This window comes from Bradyrhizobium sp. USDA 4516 (genome assembly GCF_054055915.1).
On the sequence record NZ_JBSRXT010000001.1, the window covers coordinates 6,095,428 to 6,114,256 of the forward strand.

17 protein-coding genes are annotated in these 18,829 nt (G+C 64.6%); 3 read left to right on the forward strand and 14 right to left on the reverse strand.

Going from position 1 to position 18,829, the window contains the following annotated elements:
• Nucleotides 1–485: 485 nt before the first annotated feature.
• Nucleotides 486–776, forward strand: coding sequence for a hypothetical protein (locus ACVI1L_RS27730; protein WP_057015652.1), 291 nt, complete (start codon nt 486–488; stop codon nt 774–776).
• A 32-nt stretch (nt 777–808) separates the two neighbouring features.
• On the opposite strand, the gene ACVI1L_RS27735 is transcribed toward ACVI1L_RS27730, so the two are convergent.
• The 12 genes from ACVI1L_RS27735 to ACVI1L_RS27790 all read right to left on the reverse strand — a co-directional run bounded on the left by ACVI1L_RS27735 (nt 809) and on the right by ACVI1L_RS27790 (nt 12,535).
• On the reverse strand, nt 809–1,456 hold the full coding sequence (locus tag ACVI1L_RS27735) for a pyroglutamyl-peptidase I (protein WP_229192050.1): 648 nt from the start codon (nt 1,454–1,456) through the stop codon (nt 809–811).
• Nucleotides 1,453–2,445 carry a methylmalonyl Co-A mutase-associated GTPase MeaB gene (meaB, locus tag ACVI1L_RS27740; RefSeq protein WP_057015650.1) on the reverse strand — a complete coding sequence of 331 codons (993 nt, stop codon included), beginning with the start codon at nt 2,443–2,445 and terminating at the stop codon, nt 1,453–1,455. The genes ACVI1L_RS27735 and meaB overlap by 4 nt, the downstream gene beginning before the upstream one ends.
• Before the next feature lie 257 nt (nt 2,446–2,702).
• On the reverse strand, nt 2,703–4,019 hold the full coding sequence (locus ACVI1L_RS27745) for an ISNCY family transposase (RefSeq protein ID WP_456784346.1): 1,317 nt from the start codon (nt 4,017–4,019) through the stop codon (nt 2,703–2,705).
• Between the two features lie 299 nt (nt 4,020–4,318).
• Nucleotides 4,319–5,230: an RsiV family protein gene (locus ACVI1L_RS27750; protein WP_456784347.1), complete on the reverse strand. Its 912-nt coding sequence runs from the start codon at nt 5,228–5,230 to the stop codon at nt 4,319–4,321.
• Nucleotides 5,227–7,383 carry a methylmalonyl-CoA mutase gene (gene scpA, locus ACVI1L_RS27755; RefSeq protein WP_057015647.1) on the reverse strand — a complete coding sequence of 719 codons (2,157 nt, stop codon included), beginning with the start codon at nt 7,381–7,383 and terminating at the stop codon, nt 5,227–5,229. The genes ACVI1L_RS27750 and scpA overlap by 4 nt, the downstream gene beginning before the upstream one ends.
• 55 nt (nt 7,384–7,438) lie before the next feature.
• Complete coding sequence (locus ACVI1L_RS27760; RefSeq protein ID WP_057015646.1) at nt 7,439–7,909, reverse strand: GFA family protein; 471 nt, start codon at nt 7,907–7,909, stop codon at nt 7,439–7,441.
• Nucleotides 7,906–9,780: a methylmalonyl-CoA mutase family protein gene (locus ACVI1L_RS27765; protein ID WP_316394567.1), complete on the reverse strand. Its 1,875-nt coding sequence runs from the start codon at nt 9,778–9,780 to the stop codon at nt 7,906–7,908. Before ACVI1L_RS27765 ends, ACVI1L_RS27760 begins: the two co-directional genes overlap by 4 nt.
• Before the next feature lie 105 nt (nt 9,781–9,885).
• Nucleotides 9,886–10,377, reverse strand: coding sequence for a 2-amino-4-hydroxy-6-hydroxymethyldihydropteridine diphosphokinase (gene folK / locus ACVI1L_RS27770; protein ID WP_028331647.1), 492 nt, complete (start codon nt 10,375–10,377; stop codon nt 9,886–9,888).
• 6 nt (nt 10,378–10,383) lie between these two features.
• Complete coding sequence (gene folB / locus ACVI1L_RS27775) at nt 10,384–10,764, reverse strand: dihydroneopterin aldolase (RefSeq protein WP_016842351.1); 381 nt, start codon at nt 10,762–10,764, stop codon at nt 10,384–10,386.
• Nucleotides 10,761–11,615 carry a dihydropteroate synthase gene (gene folP, locus ACVI1L_RS27780; protein ID WP_433994787.1) on the reverse strand — a complete coding sequence of 285 codons (855 nt, stop codon included), beginning with the start codon at nt 11,613–11,615 and terminating at the stop codon, nt 10,761–10,763. Before folP ends, folB begins: the two co-directional genes overlap by 4 nt.
• Nucleotides 11,616–11,705: 90 nt before the next feature.
• On the reverse strand, nt 11,706–12,113 hold the full coding sequence (locus tag ACVI1L_RS27785; RefSeq protein WP_018270650.1) for a DUF4332 domain-containing protein: 408 nt from the start codon (nt 12,111–12,113) through the stop codon (nt 11,706–11,708).
• Nucleotides 12,114–12,169: 56 nt separating this feature from the next.
• On the reverse strand, nt 12,170–12,535 hold the full coding sequence (locus ACVI1L_RS27790; RefSeq protein WP_016841849.1) for a hypothetical protein: 366 nt from the start codon (nt 12,533–12,535) through the stop codon (nt 12,170–12,172).
• 352 nt (nt 12,536–12,887) lie between these two features.
• Here ACVI1L_RS27790 and ACVI1L_RS27795 point away from each other — a divergent pair, with 352 nt between their 5' ends.
• Nucleotides 12,888–14,510 (forward strand): helicase HerA-like domain-containing protein, encoded by a 1,623-nt coding sequence (locus ACVI1L_RS27795; protein WP_076833148.1) that lies wholly within the window; start codon nt 12,888–12,890, stop codon nt 14,508–14,510.
• A 95-nt stretch (nt 14,511–14,605) separates the two neighbouring features.
• Nucleotides 14,606–16,006 carry a M20/M25/M40 family metallo-hydrolase gene (locus ACVI1L_RS27800; RefSeq protein WP_456784348.1) on the forward strand — a complete coding sequence of 467 codons (1,401 nt, stop codon included), beginning with the start codon at nt 14,606–14,608 and terminating at the stop codon, nt 16,004–16,006.
• Between the two features lie 102 nt (nt 16,007–16,108).
• Here ACVI1L_RS27800 and ACVI1L_RS27805 read toward each other — a convergent pair whose 3' ends face one another.
• Both ACVI1L_RS27805 and ACVI1L_RS27810 read right to left on the reverse strand, forming a co-directional pair.
• Entirely contained in the window at nt 16,109–16,888 is a 780-nt protein-coding gene (locus tag ACVI1L_RS27805) for a class II aldolase/adducin family protein (RefSeq protein ID WP_028331642.1), read from the reverse strand.
• Nucleotides 16,889–17,034: 146 nt separating this feature from the next.
• Entirely contained in the window at nt 17,035–18,684 is a 1,650-nt protein-coding gene (locus ACVI1L_RS27810; protein ID WP_229192056.1) for a glycosyltransferase family 39 protein, read from the reverse strand.
• Nucleotides 18,685–18,829: the final 145 nt, after the last annotated feature.

The following is an 18,829-nucleotide window of genomic DNA, read 5'->3' on the forward strand; positions in this document are numbered from 1 at the left end:
TTCGCGGGTCGAGTGGTAGCGCGAAAGGCGGCGCGGCATGGTGAACACGCCGACGCAGCGGGGCGATTGTTGGCGGTAGGGTTAATCGCGGGTGCAACCGATTCACGTGTCAAACAGGCGTTCCTCGGTGTCGTCACCCGCGCATGCGGGTAATCTAGAATTCCAGAGCCGCCGGTGCTTGAATCGAGAGGCCGCGGCGTACTGGATGCCCCGCCTTCGCGGGCCTGACACCGGGGAGAATGCGGGCCCACGACTCCTTCCCAGGCCGCCCCGGCGAAGACCGGGACCCATACGCCGCGGCTTGTGTTGTGAACGCGACTCATCATCGCAGCGACGATGATCTTTCGTGGTTATGGGTCCCGGCCGACGACACTGAATTCAACCCGTTGCAGACCTCGTCATTCGATCCAATTTTAGTATTTGCCGGGGTCTACGGTTGACGCGTCTGGAGTATTGCTCGCCCGCTGGCTTGAGAGGAGAGACCGGTGTTTGACGTAGGAGACCTGGTTGTCTGCATCGACAATGGCCCGAAGAAAGGAGCCATTGGGCCGGTAGTGCCCATCCATCATCTGCTGCACAAGGGGCGCATCTACCGTGTCAATTTCATCGGGACGACCTGGACGGGGAGTCTGACCGTCGGGCTAGCGGGCGTCGCGCTACCTCCTCCGATGATTGGGTTCGAGCCTTACAGATTCCGCAAGATCGATCCTGCGGAGCCTGAGTTCATTGAAATGATGCGCAGCTTGCGTACGCGTGAGTTGGAGGATGCCAACTAGGGACGTGTACTTACACCGCCCGATCCGCGCGCTCACGCGCGCGAGGCCTGCCGGGTCAGTTTCACCAGTTCCATCAGCATGGCCTCGCCGGCATCGACGAGCGCTTCCAGCGTGATCGATGATTTGCCGGGTGCAGCCGTGCCGTCATGGGCGAGCGGCGGGACGTGGACGAATTGCGCGAGGCGCAAGTCATTGTCGCCGTTGACGGCCTCGATCGCGCGCCAGCTCAGATAGTTGCAGAGATAGCTGCCGGCGTCGCGCGAGGCTCGCGCGTCGATCCCGGTCGCCAGCGCGGCGCGCAGTAATTTTTCAGTATGAGGCCCGAACATGCGCGCATCGGCGCCGCCCTCAATCGATCCCTTGCGTGCATGCTGGCGGCCGGCGTCGGGGAAGCGCGTGGTCACCGCGTTGCGGGCACGGCTTTCGATCCGCAGATAGTCGGTGCGGCCGGCGAGGCCGAACATCAAGAGCGCCTGCGGGCGGTGTTCTGCGATCAGCTCCGGCAATTCGCGATCGACGGCCGCGTAGGTGACGTCGAAGATGTGGCTCGACAGCGCGACGTCGTCGAAGGCCGGGCGGCGCAGGGCGGTCAGCCGCTTCACCAACGGCATGGTCGGGTTGAACGGCGCACCCGGAAACGGCCCGAAGCCGGTGACGAGGATGCGCAGCCTGCCGCTCAATGCAGGATCTCCGCGATCTGTTCGGCGGCGACCGCGGGCGAGATGCGGCCACCGGCGACCTCGGCCTCCATCTTCTTCACTTTGGCGCGGATCGCGGCATCCGAGCGCAGCCGCGCCATCATCCGGCTCTCCAGCATCGACCACATCCACTTCACCTGCTGCTCCCGGCGGCGGCCGGCGAACTCGCCCGAGGCGTTCATCGCGGTACGGTGGTCGAGGATCTTCTGCCAGAGCCGGTCGAGCCCGGCGCCGGTCAGCGCGGAATAGGTCTCCACCGGCGGATGCCAATGCTCGGAGCGCGGCGCCAGGATGTGCAGCGCGCTGCGATAGTCGGCGGCGGCGAGGTTGGCGCGCTTGAGGTTGTCGCCGTCGGCCTTGTTGATCGCGATCATGTCGGCGAGCTCAACAAGGCCCTTTTTTATGCCCTGCAGCTCGTCGCCGGCACCGGGCAGCATCAAGGCCAAGAAGAAATCGGTCATATCGCAGACCGCGGTCTCGGACTGGCCGATGCCGACGGTCTCGACCAGCACGACGTCGAAGCCGGCCGCCTCGCACAGCAGCATCGCCTCGCGGGTCTTCGCCGCGACACCGCCGAGCGTACCCGAGGAGGGCGAGGGACGGATAAAGGCCTGGTCGGAGACGGCGAGCCGCGCCATCCGGGTCTTATCGCCGAGGATCGAGCCGCCGGTGCGCGCCGAGGAGGGATCGACCGCCAGCACCGCGACCTTGTGGCCGCGCTCGATCAGGAACATGCCGAGCGCATCGATGGTGGTCGATTTGCCGACGCCGGGCGAGCCGGTGATGCCGACCCGCACCGCCTTGCCGGTGTCGGGCAATAGCGCCTGCACCAGCTCGCGCGCCGCCGCCTGGTGGTCGCTGCGCCGGCTCTCGACCAGTGTGATCGCCCGCGCCAGCGCGGCACGGTGGCCGGCACGGAGGTCCTTGGCGAGGGCGCGGATGTCGGGAGCGGCAGGCTTCGGTGAGGTCATGGTGTTGGTTTACAACGGCTGGCCATGGCAGGCGAGGGGAACGCGGATCGGCACGTCGCAGGGGCGCACTGCCAAAATGTCGAAAACAACCCCATGCAAAGGAGCCGGCGGCTGGCAGCCGGCGTGCGACAAGGCACGTGCGACAAGGCTACTGTCCGTAGCGGGTGAAGATGTCGTGTTTTTGTAGCTCGTGATCTGTCGCCTTCGTTTCTGATTTGCAGGGGAGCCGGAAGGCGGGGACGGCTTTCCCTGATTGATCATGCCACGGCTGTTGTGGCGGTTTTAGCCCTGTAGGTGAGTTTCTTTGTTCGACTTGAAGCCCGTTTCTCCGTCCCGACCCGCGCTTTCTCGACGGCGGCGCGCGCAGGAGCGGTCAAGGACGCGCGCTTGCGCGCCCGCCAGGGCTTGTCCTTGATGGCTCCGAGCACGCCGCCAGGCTGAAGCGCGTCGGGGCTGATCTGCTGTCCGTCAGGCGCAAACCTCGCCAATCGATGCGGTCCAAGGAACACGCTGACGGTGCCATCGGGATACTCATGGAGCCGCACCAAGGCCTTGACGAAGTGAGGTCTGAGCCGGCTCTCCGGCAATTGCAGCCGCCGACCGTTCCATGCAACGGTATTGTCGTTGGCGACGGTTCGCTCCTCGATCACGCACAGCGCCTCGCGCCAGGCCTCATGCCGATCGGCCACGAATGCCGTGCCTTCCTGTTCGGGCTTGATCGCAAACGCGGCGTTGTGCCGGGGGATGTAATGCGCCTTCAGCCACGCGTTGGCAGCCTCAACCGTCGTGATCCCGGCAAGCCGCAGCTCCTTCGGCAGCCGATCCTGCAAGGTGCCGAACACCCGCTCGGAGCACCCGCGCGCCTGCGGCGAATAGGCTGCGATATGCTCGATCCCAAGATGCGACAAAGCCCGTCCCACCTGGGTTTGTTGCGTCTTCGAGATCTTCTCGCCAGCTTTTGGGGTCAGGAAATAATGGCTGCCGCGGTCGGTGTAGAGCGCGCAGAACAGGCCATGCTCGCCAATCACTTCGCGCAAGGCCTGGAAGGTCGAGGCCGTTCCTTCTTCCTCGACCAGCACCATCGAGTAGATCTCGCTGGTCGCATCGTCCATCGTGACGATCAGGTCCCTCGCGGGCAGGCCTTCGATCCAAACGTGGCGCGATCCGTCCTGGTGCAGCAGCATGCCCCGAAGCGGCCGCCGCGGCCGCTTCTTGCGGTGCGCCGAACGCTTCGGAGCCTTCCGCACCAGCCCCGCCGCGTGCAGCGCCAGCTTCGTCACCGTATAGCCCAGCACATAGTCGTGCCGCTTTTGCATCTGCTCGTGGAAGTGCTTCACCGTGAAGTCCGCGTACTTGTCCCGGTACAGCGCAAGCATCCGTTCCAGCTCCTCCTCCGGCGCCCGCCGTGGCGAACGACGCCCCAGCCGGCGGTCGACAAGCCCGTCGTCGCCCTCCGCCTCATAGCGCTCCGCCCAGCGTTGAAACGTCCGAACACTGATCCCAAGAACCTCCGATGCTGCCTCCTGCGTCAGTTCCTTCGCCTCCGTCCGATCCAGCAAATCTGAAAACCGCATCCGTCGTACACCCTCGTGAATGGATGCCGTGCCCATCGCGCCCCCCTTGTTCCGGAGCACCGAAAACACGACACTTCACGAGCTACAAACAGGCGACAGATCACGAGCTACTGACAACGTGCGACAAGGCTACTTGACACGTCGGGCAACTCAGCGGCATTCTTCCATTATCCAGAAATCGTGCAGACACCCGTAGCCCGGGTGAGCCAACGGGTCGCGCGAACGCGCGCCCGATGACAGGCTCCGCGATGTCAGGGGAAACCGGCCCCGCATATCGCTTCGCTCATGCGGGCTACGAACTATTGCTGCTCGTCCGCATCGCCCTTCGGCCGTGCGCCGGCGAAGATCTTTGCGCCTTCCGGTGTCAGATAGGGTTTCAGCGTCTCCCACGGCACGAAGATCACGTATTGGCCCTCGGCGTAGGGGCCGACGGCATAGGGCGGGTAGTGGAAGGTGAGGCCGGAGCTCTTGCCCGCTTCGGTCGACGGCGCCAGCGTCACGGCGCCGATCTTGAGCAGGGTCGGCTTCATCTCCTTGTACCACTCGGCGGTTGCGGTCTCGCCGGCATCGCGCCGCTTCTTCTCGGCGTTGAGCGCGGCGATGACCGCCTTGCGCATCGCCGTCAGGGTTGGGCCGTTGTCTGCGGTCTCGGTGAAGAACGGGCGGATGCTGATGCGCTTCTTCGCGGTGGTGTCCCACAGGATGGTGTTGACGTCGGAGTTCGGATGCGCGCCGTGGGTGTCCATGTAGTCATCGCGCAGCACGCTCACATATCCGAGTTCTGCAAGCGTCTTTGCTGCATCGAAGCCAGCAACGTTGCGATAAAAAAATTGGTTGGCAAGATCATCCAACGTGGATGATGAAGAATCGAAATTCTCCATGAGAGCTTCGATATACAGGCAGAAGTTCGAATACCCCCTCTCGAAGGTCCGATCGATCCTGTGGCTCAATCCAACCTCGCGAGGCGGTGCGATCTCTTTGTCGCCCACGTACCGCTTCTCGGCATAGTTCAGCGAAATCCCGAGTTTGTCCGCAATAGCTGCCGCAAGGACCTTCTTCTTCAAGCTCAAGGTAGCGTGCTTGGAAAGTCCGATTGCTTCTTCCTTGAATCCAACCGTGTCAAAGACTGGATGGTTGACAAAAACCGGAAACCATCTCCGATAGTGCTCGGTCGTCTCGCGGGAATTCCACGGGCGGCCGTACTCGCTCATTCCGCCGCCGCGCTATGGCCGAGCCGGGCGTTGAGCTTGTGGATCAGCTCCTCGGCGGCATCCGAGATCACCGTGCCCGGCGGGAAGATCGCCTCGGCGCCGGCGGCATACAGCGCGTCGTAATCCTGCGGCGGCACCACGCCGCCGATGATGATCATGATGTCGTCGCGGCCGTGTTTCTTCAGCGCGGCCTTCAGTTCGGGCACCGCGGTGAGATGTGCCGCGGCGAGCGAGGAGACGCCGAGAATGTGGACGTCGTTCTCGACCGCTTGCCGCGCAGCTTCGTCGGCGGTTGCGAACAGCGGTCCGATATCGACGTCGAAGCCGACATCGGCGAACGCCGATGCGATCACCTTCTGGCCGCGGTCATGGCCGTCCTGGCCGATTTTCGCCACCAGGATGCGCGGGCGGCGGCCTTCGGCCTCCTCGAACGCATCGATCAGGGCCTGCACTTTTTCGACCTTGTTGGACATCGCCGCTGCCTCTCGCTTGTAGACGCCGGTGATGGACTTGATCTCGGCGCGGTGGCGGCCGAACACCTTTTCCATGGCGTCCGAAATTTCGCCGACGGTGGCTTTGGCGCGAGCGGCGTCGATCGCCAGCGCCAGCAAATTGCCGTTGCCTTCGCCCGCCGAGCGGGTAAGCGCGGCGAGCGCCGCATCGACGTCCTTCTGGTTGCGCTCCTTCTTGAGCCGCGCCAGCTTGTCGATCTGCAGCCGACGCACGGTGGAGTTCTCCACCTTCAAGACGTCGATCGGCTTCTCGTTCTCGGGCTTGAACTTGTTGACGCCGATCACCGCCTGGCGGCCGGCATCGATCCGCGCCTGGGTCTTGGCGGAGGCTTCCTCGATCCTGAGCTTCGGCACGCCGGCCTCGATCGCCTTGGCCATGCCGCCGAGTGCCTCGACCTCCTGGATGTGCCCCCAGGCCTTCTGCGCGAGATCGCGGGTCAGCCGCTCGACATAATAGGAGCCGCCCCAGGGATCGATGATGCGGTTGGTGCCGCTCTCCTGCTGCAGGAACAGCTGGGTGTTGCGGGCGATGCGCGCGGAGAAGTCGGTCGGCAGCGCCAGGGCCTCGTCGAGCGCGTTGGTGTGCAGCGACTGGGTGTGGCCTTGCGTCGCCGCCATCGCTTCGATCGTGGTGCGCATCACGTTGTTGAAGACGTCCTGCGCGGTCAGCGACCAGCCCGAGGTCTGACAATGCGTGCGCAGCGACAGCGAGCGCGGATCCTTCGGGTTGAACTGCTGGAGCAGCTTGGCCCATAACAGCCGCGCGGCGCGCATCTTGGCGACTTCCATGAAGAAGTTCATGCCGATCGCCCAGAAGAAAGAGAGGCGGGGGGCAAAACGATCGACGTCGAGGCCCGCGGCAAGCCCGGCGCGCAGATATTCGACGCCGTCGGCCAAGGTATAGGCGAGCTCGAGGTCCTGCGTCGCGCCGGCTTCCTGCATGTGGTAGCCGGAAATGGAAATGGAATTGTATTTCGGCATCCGCTGCGAGGTGTAGGCGAAGATGTCGGAGATGATCCGCATCGAGGGGCTAGGTGGATAGATGTAGGTGTTGCGCACCATGAACTCTTTCAGAATGTCGTTCTGAATGGTGCCCGACAGTTTCTCCGGCGGCACGCCCTGTTCCTCGGCAGCCGCGACGAACAGCGCGAGGATCGGCAGCACCGCGCCGTTCATGGTCATCGACACGCTCATCTGGTCGAGCGGGATGCCGGCGAACAGCGTGCGCATGTCGTAGATGGAATCGATCGCAACGCCGGCCATGCCGACGTCGCCGGAGACGCGCGGATGATCCGAGTCATAGCCGCGATGGGTGGCGAGGTCGAAGGCGACCGACAGGCCCTTCTGTCCGGCCGCGAGGTTACGGCGATAGAACGCGTTGGAGTCCTCTGCCGTGGAGAAGCCGGCATATTGCCGGATGGTCCAGGGCTGGTTGACATACATGGTCGGGTAGGGGCCGCGCAGATAGGGCGCGATGCCCGGCCAGGTCTCGAGGAAGTCGATGCCTTCGAGATCGGCCTCGCCGTAGACGGATTTCACCGGGATGCCCTCGGGCGTCAGCCACGGCTCGGCGCTCGCAGCCGGGGCCGTACTGGCCACGGGCTGGAAGGCGACATCGGCGAAATTGGGAATGCGGGTCATCCCTGGGCTTCCTCAAACTGGCGATTGCGTTCGATCAATCGCTGTAGCTTCTAACTCAATCGTGGTCCGGATGCTGATGGCTGACGATGGTCGCCATCTTGTCCGGTCCGTAATTCTGCATCGTGGTCTGGCTCGGCAGGTTGGCGATGCCGACCACCCAGCCGTGGCGGGACTCGGTTCCGAATTGTTGCGTCGGTATCACCCGGTCGGGCCGGTCGAAGGCGCCGGTCATGATCTCGATGCGGGGCCCGTCGATGCGGCGGAAGCTCAGGGGCGTTCCGCAGGCGGCGCAGAAGTCGCGCTCGGCGATCGAGGAGGATCTGAACGCGGCGGGCTTGCCGCGGGTCCATCTGAAGTCGTTGCGATCGATGTCGGCGAAAGAGGCAAATGGCGCCCCGGACGCTTTCTGGCACATCCGGCAGTGGCAGATGCTGATCCGGGTCGGTGCCGCCGAGACGGCAAATCGGACGGCGCCGCACTGGCAGCCGCCGGTCAGAACGGGTGTCGATGGTGCCTCTGCGCTCATGTCTGCTCCATCCGCCGATAGGCGTCGCGCAATGTCGCCAGCGCATCACCGCCGGCGAAGACGAACTCGCCGATGCCGGCCGCCCGCAGCGCCGCTTCCTGGTCGCCGGGCCGCCCTGCCAGATAGATATGCCTTGCACCGGCGCCTTGAAGGGCCCTGGCGGCCTCACTGGCGCTGGCGGCATAGACCTTATCTGAGGAACAAATGCACGCCAGCGTAGCGCCCGAGGCCTTGTAGGCCGCGGCCAGCGCCGCCGCGTCGGCAAAACCCTCGCTGTCGATAGCCTCGATCCCGCCGGTTTCGAAGAAACTCTTGGCGAAGGTCGCGCGGGCCGTGAAGTCCGCGGCGGTGCCGAGATTGGCCAGGAATATCTTCGGCCGTGCGCCATGCGCCTTCAGCGCGGCATCCGACTTGTCGCGCAGCGCCTCGAACGGTTCGGCAAGCCGCATCGGCGCGAGGGCGTCGAACTTCACCTTGGCGCCGGCGAGGGACGCCGGCGCTGATGGTTTCACATCCAGCACCGCGGGGGCGGCCTCGCGCAGATCCGGAAATTCGCTGGCGCCGGTCAGCACGTCGCGGCGCTTCGCCACATTGGTCTCGCGCAGCAATCGCGTCGCGGTGACCTTGTTTTGCAGCAGTCCCTGCTCGAGTGCGGCGAAGATGCCGCCGGCCTTCTCGATCTCCTGGAACAGCGTCCACGCCGCCTCGCAGAGCTGCGAGGTCAGCGTCTCGATGCCGCCGGCGCCGGCCGCGGGATCGGAGACCTTGGCGAGGTTGGACTCATCGAGCAGCACGAGTTGCGTGTTGCGCGCCACGCGCCGGGCGAAGTCATCAGGCAGGCCGAGCGCCAGCGTGTGCGGCAGCACTGTGATCGCATTGGCGCCGCCGAGCCCGGCCGCAAAGGTCGCGATCGTCGCGCGCAGCATGTTCACATTGGGATCGCGCTGGGTCAGCATCCGCCAGGCGGTTTGCGCGTTGACGAAGATCGGCTTCGGCGCAAGTCCGCAGGCTTGCTCGACACGTGCCCACAGCAGCCGCAGCGCGCGAAATTTCGCCATCGTCAGGAACTGGTCGGCGTCGGCGCTGAGGCGGAACGAGATCGCCGCGCGCGCCGCGTCGAGCTCGATGCCGGCGCCCTCCAGCATGCGCAGATAGGCGAGGCCAAGCGCGAGCGTGAACGCGAGTTCCTGCACCTCGGAGCCGCCGGCATCATGGACCGGCCGGCCGTCGGCCAGCACGAACGGCCCCTTGAAGCCGCGCTTGATGAGGCCATTGACGACCTGGCCGAACGACTTTTCGTAGTCGGGCCAGGCGATGGCCGCAGCACCGCGCACGGCCATGGTGCTGAGCGCCTGGTAATTGAAATGCAGATCGAGCTTGGCCGGGTCGAGCTTGCGGGCCTCGACCATGTCGGCAAAGGTCTCGCCGGCGTTCTCGCGGCCGATCACCGGATTGAGCGCGATCATGATGCCGGCATCGAGATGGACGCCGCCGCAGGCGCGCGCCAGCGTCTTCTTGCTGGCGTCGGCAAGACCGAAGCCGCGCGCACCGGGACCCCCGGCGAACTCGAATTCGAGGCCGGTCGCCCCGTTCTCAAGATCCTGCAGCGCTTGCGCATTGGCCTGTGCGGCATCGGGATGATCGACCCGCTGCAGGATCTGCCAGGGTGCAGCGGCGGCGCGGCCGGCAAGCGGGCTTGAATTGGCGGCGCGGCGGTAGATCGGATCGATCTTCAGGCCGTCATAGGTCTTGCCGACCAGCTTCTCGAACGGGGCGCCCTTCAGCACGCCGTCGACCAGCTTGCGCCAGTCGTCATAGGTCGCAGGTCGAAAATCCGAAGCCAGAGCCAAATCGTCAGTCGAGGTCGTCATCCGCCCAAATCGTCCTTCACCGGCCCCGCGCGGGGCCCCTTGATTTGGCCGGAAATTGCCACGGGCGGGCGGCCAAGCCAAACGGTTGTTTGCGGTGGTTTCGCTTTAATCGAGGTCCGCTAGACGGAAAATACCGTCTGTAGAGACCTTCGCCAGCGCATCGGCGACGCGGCGCCCGGCGATGACGCGGTCAGGAACGATCTCGGCGAGCGGCACCAAGACGAAGGCGCGTTCGAACAAACGCGGGTGCGGCAGCGTCAGTTCCGGCTTGTTCAGTGTGACGTCGTCATAGGCGATCAGGTCGAGGTCGAGGGTGCGCGGCCCCCAGCGCTGCTCATTGGCACGGTCGCGGCCGAATTTGGCTTCGATCTTGTGCAGCGTGAACAGCAGCGCATGCGGATCGAGACTGGTCTCGATCTCGATGCAGGCGTTGATGAAGCTGTCCTGCTGCTGCTCGCCCCAGGGCGGCGTCGAATAATCCGACGAGCGTGCGATAAGCGCGGCCTGGGTCATGCCGCAGATATTGGCGATCGCCTTGCGAAACGTGGTGCGGACGTCGCCGACATTGCCGCCGAGGGCGATCAGGACGTCAGCCATCTGCGTTCAACCCTGGGGCGGTTGATGGCGCGAGCGGGTCAGCACGACGCCGACATCGTCGAAGATCGCGGCGATCGGCGCGTGCGGCTTGTGCACCGTGACCTTGACCGCCCGGATGCGCGGGAAGCTCGCCAGGATGTCCTCGGCCACCGCGCCGGCGGCGCGCTCCAGCAGCTTGTAGTTGGTGTTCTTGAATGCCGATGTCGCGGTCGCCACCACGTTGGAATAGGAGACCGTATCTGAAAGGCGGTCGGTGCGCGAGGATTCCGAGAGGTCGGTATAGAGCTCGAGATCGATGACGAAGCGCTGCCCGACCTCCGTTTCATGTTCCATCACGCCATGACGGGCATGGATGACGATCCCGGTGATGAAGATCGTATCGGTCATTGCTGTCCCTCGATTGCTGCGGCCACGCGCAGCGCCTGAACGGTTTCGGCGACGTCATGCGCGCGGATGATACGGGCGCCATTCTGCGCGGCGATCAGATGCGCCGCGATCGAGCCGCCGATCCGCTGTTGCGGCTCCGACGGCGCGACCGTGCTGATGAAGCGCTTGCGCGAGGCGCCGACCAGCAGCGGCAGGTGGAACGCGTCGAGCTCGGCAAGCCGCGCCAGCGCGATCATGCTCTGCTCCGGGGTCTTGCCGAAGCCGATGCCGGGATCGAGCACGATCCGGTCGGGCGAAATGCCGGCGGTTGCGGCGATCGCGAGTGAGCGCTCGAAGAAGGCGGCGATGTCCTGCATGATGTCGATCGCCGGATCGGCCTGCTCGCGATTGTGCATGATAATCACGGGCACGCCGCGTGCGGCGACCAGCGGCGCCATGCCGGCATCGCGCTGCAGGCCCCAGACGTCGTTGGCGATGACAGCGCCCTGGTCGAGCGCCCAGGCCACGACCTCCGATTTCATGCTGTCGATCGAGACCGGCACGCCAAGCGCGATCACGTCGGCAAGCACGGGCTTCAGCCGCGCCATCTCGGCCTCGGCGGTGATCGGCTGCGAGCCGTAGGGACGGGTGGATTCCGCGCCAATGTCGATGATATCGGCGCCCTCGGCGACCAGTTTGCGGGCCTGCGCCAGCGCCTCTTCGGGTGCGGCGAACTGGCCGCCGTCGGAGAACGAGTCCGGCGTCACGTTCAGGATGCCCATCACGGCCGGATAGGGCCGCGACAACAGCGCCGGCAGCAGCGCCGATACGGCCGGGCCGGTCACCGTCGATGCTATGGGCTTGCTCGCCATCATGCGGTGGCTTTGCGCTGACCGCAGCGGCAAGTCAAGGTGCGGCGATGGCGGGTGACGCGGCCGGCGGCCGAATGCCGTTAAGACAGGCTAATAGGTGATCTTGGGAGGCAGCTTGCGTGCCTCTTCGATCAGCAGCTCGACCGACTTCTCCGACGGCATCACGCGGACGAGCTTACGCCGCACATTGGCGTCCTTCATGCTCTGCGCGAGCCGCGACGGGTTGCGGTGCGCGAGCTCGCGCACGGTGGTGACGCCGGCGGCGCGGACCAGGCCGACCTTCGCCTTGCCCATGCCGGGAATCCGCATGTAGTCGGAGATGTTGGCCCATTCGAGCAATTGTTGTTCGCTGATCCCGGTCTTGGCGGCGAGCGCCTTGCGTCCCTTGACGGTGCGGGCGGCTTCAAGCAGTGCGTCGGTCGTGCGGATACCCTGCGATTTCAGTTTGGTGGCGCAATAGGCGGACAGGCCTTCGATCTCGGAGAGGGGGTATGTCATGATACTCGTATGCAGGTAGAAGGGAGCGCACGTGCAATGCGTTTTGGGAGAATGCTTCAGGCAAACTGGCTGAGGCCCGGCGTCCCCGAGATGATCTCGCCCATTTGATCCGCTCCGATTTTGTCGCGGCCGAACCTGAAAAGTTCACGCGCGACGTTCTGAATCTCACTCATGCTCAATCCAAGCGCCATCAGCCGGGTGCCGACAGCCATCAGACCGCCACCCATCAACCGCGATAGACCACCGCTGTTGTTGGAGGCGGCGATTGCCGCTTCGGCGCCGGGGATTTGGTCGATCAGAGCCTGAACTTTGTCGGAAGGTCCCTCGTTACGGAGGAAACCCAGAACGATGCCGATGGTTTTTTCAGCGACAGCACCGTCGATGCCGGCCTTCGCGGCCAGCTGCCCAACCAATTCGTCCATATTGCCCCGCCTCAACCGGTTTTTGCCGGATCATTCTTGAAGATTTATCTTGAGCGCCTGTGTCACGAAATACAAGCGATCCGCGCATTTCAGTTCGTTTTCTTTTTCGATCGCGTCGGGAGTGTTGCACCTCTGCAAGATTGAGCGGCGGATTCACACCATCTTGTCGCAATGCGCAATGCCTTTCGTCACTTGGCCCGGAATCTTGGCCGGGAATAAAGTATGAGGAACTGGTGCAGCGACAATATACATCAGTGCGCGCCGATGGTTTCAATCGACCTGCAAGATGCAATATGATGTCATCGGTTCGAATGGATCGAGCCGATTTAAAATCGCGTTAAGAGGCGAAGCGATGGCGACGTCCGACACCAAGTTGGCCGATACCGATGAGAAAATCTTTATCGGCAAGGGCGAGGAAACAGCCTGGCTGACGCTTGCACTGGCCAACCGCCACGGCCTTGTGACCGGTGCGACCGGAACCGGCAAGACCGTCACGCTACAGGTCATGGCTGAAGGATTTGCGCGCGCCGGCGTTCCGGTTTTCGCAGCCGACATCAAGGGCGATCTTTCCGGTATCTCCGAAGTCGGCGAGGCTAAGGACTTTATCCTGAAGCGCGCCAAGGAGATGGGCCTGACCTTCCAGCCGGATCAGTTCTCGACCGTATTCTGGGACGTGTTCGGCGAGCAGGGCCATCCGGTGCGCGCCACCGTCACCGAGATGGGACCGCTGTTGCTCTCGCGGATGCTCGATCTGAACGACGTGCAGGAGGGCGTGCTCAATGTTGCCTTCCGTGTCGCCGATGAGAACGGCCTCACGTTGATCGACATGAAGGACCTGCGGGCGCTGCTGGATGCGATCGCCCCGGACGGCAGCAAGAAGGCTGCCGACGACGAGGAGGATCCGCTGGCGCCGATCCGTAAGGCCGCGCAAGGCTACGGCAATGTGTCCAAGGCGACCGTCGGAACGATCCAGCGTCAGCTCCTGGTGCTCGAGAACCAGGGCGGCGCCAAGTTCTTTGGCGAGCCGGCGCTGACGCTGAAGGATTTCATGCGGACCGACCGCGACGGCCGCGGCATCGTCAATATCCTGGTCGCCGACAAGCTGATGCAGAGCCCGCGGCTTTACGCCACCTTCCTGCTCTGGATGCTTTCGGAATTGTTCGAGGAATTGCCGGAGGCCGGCGACCTGCCGAAGCCGAAGCTGGTGTTCTTCTTCGACGAGGCGCATCTCTTGTTCACCGACGCGCCGAAGGCGCTGATGGACAAGATCGAGCAGGTGGTGCGGCTGATCCGCTCCAAGGGCGTCGGCGTCTATTTCGTTACGCAGAATCCGATCGACGTGCCGGACAAGGTGCTGGCGCAGCTCGGCAACCGCGTGCAGCACGCGCTGCGCGCCTTCACGCCGCGCGACCAGAAGGCGGTTGCCGCGGCCGCACAGACCTTCCGGCCCAATCCGAAGCTCGACACCGCGCGGGTGATCATGGAGCTCGGCAAGGGCGAGGCGCTGGTGTCGTTCCTCGAGGGCGGCGGCACGCCGTCGATGGTCGAGCGCGTCATGGTGCGCCCGCCGTCGGCGCGGATCGGGCCGATCACGCCGGAGGAGCGCAAGGCGATCATGGATGCGAGCCCGGTCAAGGGCAAATACGACACCGCGGTCGATGCCGAATCCGCCTACGAGATCATCCAGAAGCGGCTCGCCGGGACGGCGGCGCCGGCGGACGGCAGCGCTGGCGGCGAGGGTGGCGGCATCCTCGGCCAGCTCGGTTCGATCGCGTCCACGATCTTCGGCACCAACGTCAAGCGCGGCCGCATGTCGACCGGACAGGTGATCGCGCGCAGCGTCACGCGCTCGGTGACCGACAAGGTGATCGGCGGCGTGGCCGCCGATCTCGGCAAATCGCTCGGCGGTTCGGTTGGCGGCTCGATCGGCCGGGCGCTGGTGCGCGGCGCGCTCGGCGGATTGCTGCGCAGATAGCACCGCGCCGGTCGGCCGAAGCGGGAGACCGGCTTTGCCTCCCGCGGCCGGCGCGCTACAACCTGGCGCAACGTCCAACAAAAAGGATATCCGCGATGTCCAACGCCAAGCTGCAGCCCGTCCTCGACCGCATCGACGCCGATTTCGACAACAGTCTCGAGCGGCTGTTCACGCTGCTGCGGATCAAATCGATCTCGGCCGATCCGGCCTTCGCTGATGACTGCAAGGCGGCTGCCGATCATCTCGCCAAGGACATCGCAACCCTCGGCTTCAAGACCGAAGTGCGGCCAACCGCCGGCCATCCGGCCGTGGTCGGCAAGCTGAACGGCTCGAGCGACGGACGCCCGCATGTGCTGTTCTACGGCCACTACGACGTGCAGCCGGTCGATCCGTTGAATCTCTGGCACCGTCCGCCGTTCGAGCCTGTCGTGACCGACCATGCCGACGGGCGCAAGATTATCGTCGCGCGCGGCGCCGAGGACGACAAGGGACAGTTGATGACCTTCGTCGAGGCGTGCCGTGCCTGGAAGACGGTGACGGGATCGCTGCCGGTCGACATCACGATCGTCATCGAGGGTGAAGAGGAGATCGGTTCGAAGAATTTCGTGCCGTTCCTCGAGGCGAACAAGGACGACCTCAAGGCCGACTTCGCGCTGGTCTGCGACACCGGCATGTGGGACCCGAATACGCCGGCGATCACCACCTCATTGCGCGGCCTGGTCTATGACGAGGTCAAGATCAAGGCCGCCAATCGCGACCTGCATTCCGGCGTGTTCGGCGGCGGCGCGCAGAACCCGATCCGCGTGCTGACGCGGATCCTCGGCGGCCTGCATGACGAGAACGGCCACATCACCATCCCCGGTTTCTATGACGGCGTGAAGGATTTGCCGCCGGATATTCTGGCCCAGTGGAAGCAGCTCAATCTGACGCCGGAGAGCTTTCTCAAGCCGATCGGCCTCTCGGTGCCCGCCGGCGAAAAGGACCGGCTCCTGATCGAGCAGGTCTCCTCGCGCCCGACCTGCGACATCAACGGCATCGTCGGCGGCTATACCGGCGAGGGCTCCAAGACGGTGATCGCGGCCGAGGCGTCAGCGAAGGTCTCGTTCCGCCTGGTCGAGGGACAGGATCCCGAGAAGATCCGAAAGGCGTTCCGCGACTATGTGAAGGCGCGCCTGCCGGCCGACTGCAAGGCCGAGTTCACCGACCATTCCAGCGCGCCGGCGATCGCGCTCGACTGGAACATGAAGCCGCTGGCAGCCGCGCGCCGTGCGCTGACCGACGAATGGGGCAAGGAGGCGCTGCTGATCGGCTCCGGCGCCTCGATCCCGATCGTTGCCGATTTCAAGCACACGCTCGGCCTCGACAGCGTGCTGATCGGCTTCGGGCTCGACGACGACAACATCCATTCGCCGAACGAGAAGTACGACCTCAAGAGCTACCACAAGGGCATCCGCTCCTGGGCGCGGATCCTGGCGGCGTTCGGCGACGCCAAATAGCGCAACGGCAATTCACGTAAAAACGCCGCCCGGAATTGGGCGGCGTTTGATTCGGTAGTGCAGAGGATGTTGGCCGATAGCCTACCCGAAGATTGTGAAATTTCAATCACGGTAGCCGGGATTGACCCGGTCGAGCTTGCGCAGCAGCGGCGGCCAGACCAGCTGGGTCGAGCGCAGCTCGGCGCGGTCCGGGTTGGAGAGCAGCTCGGTGTTCTTGTCGATCGCATGCTGGTCGACCGGATAGGCGATCGGTCCGAGCGCGCGGGTCGCCACCTGCATCGAGCAGGCGCGCTCCAGATGATACATCCGCTCGAACGCGGAGGCGACCGAGCGGCCGACCGTCAGGGTGCCGTGATTGCGCAGCAGCATGTGGTTCTTGCTGCCGAGATCGCGCTGCAGGCGCGGGCGCTCGTCATGATCGAGCGCGATGCCTTCATAGTCGTGATAGGCGAGGTCGTGGGTGACGAGCTGCGCGGTCTGGTTCAGCGGCAGCAGCCCGTCGGGGCCGCTCGATACCGCGGTGCCGTCGACAGTGTGCAGATGGAGCACGCAGCCGGCGTCCTCGCGCACCTCGTGGATCGCCGAATGGATGGTGAAGCCGGCCGGGTTGATGCTGTAGTCGCTCTTCGAAAGCTGGTTGCCGTCGAGGTCAACCTTGACGAGGCTCGACGCGGTGATCTCGTCGAACATCAGCCCGTAGGGGTTGATCAGGAAGTGATGCTCGGGCCCCGGCACGCGGGCGGAGATGTGGGTATCGACCAGATCGTCCCAGCCATAGAGCGCGACCAGCCGGTAGCAGGCAGCAAGATTGATCCGCTGCTCCCATTCCGCCGCACTCATATCCGACGGCACTTCCTTCAGGCGCGCTTCCGCTGGCGACATGGCCGATTGCTCCATTGATGGCGTTATTGCTTGATCCAAGCGTAGCGCCGCCGCCGGACCGCAGCAAGGCAGGGTAACGGCGTGACAGTCATGTCGGCATGCGGCCCACGATCCGAACGGCAATCGTCAGTGGGCAGCGTGATGCGCTACGGCGCCGGGATCGCCAGCAGGCTCGAGATGCTGCGGCCGCGGATGTCGTAGACGCGGGCGAACACGACGTCGTCGCGCTTGATCTCGACCATGACAGGCGCGGCCAGGCCCTTGCAGTAGAATTCGCCGAGCGTCATCGCGAAGTCGGCGGCATTGCTGTCCCATCCGATCGTGAAATCAGGGCCGAGCGCCACCTGCGCGGGGCGCTGCGGTCCGCACACCGCGACCTTCCACTTGCGGTTCTGCGGCGGCACTTCCTGCCGCTCCGCCAGCTGTTCGCGCAGTCCGTCGGATGCCTGCTTCAGCGCCAGGCCCCAATAGTCCAGCATGAAGAAGTTGTCCGCGGTCCGCACCGTGCCGGCGATGTGGTTGAAGTGCGTGTACTGATACGGATGCAGGCGGATCATTTCGCTGAGCGGCAGCAAGAGGCCGAATGCGAACATGGCGAGCGCCGCGGGCTGCCAGGCGCGGCGGTTCTCGCCGAGCCAGTCCATGCCGCGCGCGAATGCGACGCCGGCCAGCACCGTCATCGGCGGAATCACGAAGATGAAGTGGCGGATGCCGTTATAGAGCGCCGGCCGCTTCACCATCGCGATCACCAGCGGCAGCGTCGCCGCCAGCGTCAGCATCAGCATGATCGACTTGCGCTTCGCGGTGACGTCGTAGCGCGACAGCGACATCAGGGTGATGACGACGGCGGCTGCCAGCAGCACCAGCAGCACTTCGGGAAGCTGCAGCGCGAACAAGGTGGGCAGATAGGACCACGGCATGTCCGGCACCGACACCAGCGCGCCGTCGAACATCTCCTTCCACGGTTTCTCGAAGAAGTGCGAGAAATAGGTCACCGCTTCGAGCGGATGTCCGGGCTCCATGATCGACCACGGCCAGATCAGGCCCATCACGAGATAGCCCAGCACAAGTCCCGGCAGCAGCACATAGACGACATGGGCAAAGCGGTGGGTCGCCTCGCGCGGGCCCTGCTTGCGGAATTCCTCGATCAGGAGCGGGACGAAGCCGACCACGGCGTAGATCAATGCGAGCCCGCCAAGCACGCGGCAGCCGATCGACAGGCCGGCGCCCAGGCCGACGATCAGGATGGTGCGCGGCGAGGGCGCCGGATATTCCTCGATCAGGCGGACCAGGCCCATGATCAGGACCACCATCGCCACGGCGAACGGCGCATCCTTCGGATTCATGAACATGTGGCCGTAGAAGGTCGGGCACAGCGCCAGCAGCAGCAGCGCCGCCAATCCCGCCAGCGGGCCGCCGACGCGGCGTGCCAGGCGCCAGGTTACGGCAAGGCCGATGACGCCGACGATCGCGCCGAGCAGGCGGCGCGTCTCGAACAGTTCGAGCGGAATGATCTTGTGCAGCAGGGCCGCGGCCATGTCGAAGCCGCCGCCGTACATATACAGATTGGCAAACGACAGCGCGCCGGTATCCTTGAACCCGGACTCGTACATGCGCAGCAGGAGGTCGGCATATTCAGCGTGGGTGTAATCGTCCCAGCCCAGACCGTAATCGCGGAACGTCAAGCCGGCGACCACGGCGACCACGCCGAGGACGAGGCAAGCGAGATCGTCGCAGGTCTTCTCCACCGAGCGCCGCGCAGGCGCCTCGAGGGCAGACGTCGTAATCGATGACATAGCTAGTGATACCGGCGTGCCTGTGGCCCAGATTGGCGCTTTAGGGCCTCATTCCCCGGCATCCATAGCGCAGTTCCGTTTCCGAGTAATTGGTAATTGTGGCGTAATTTCCCAGATGCGTTGCAATAAATTGGCAGCAATTCGT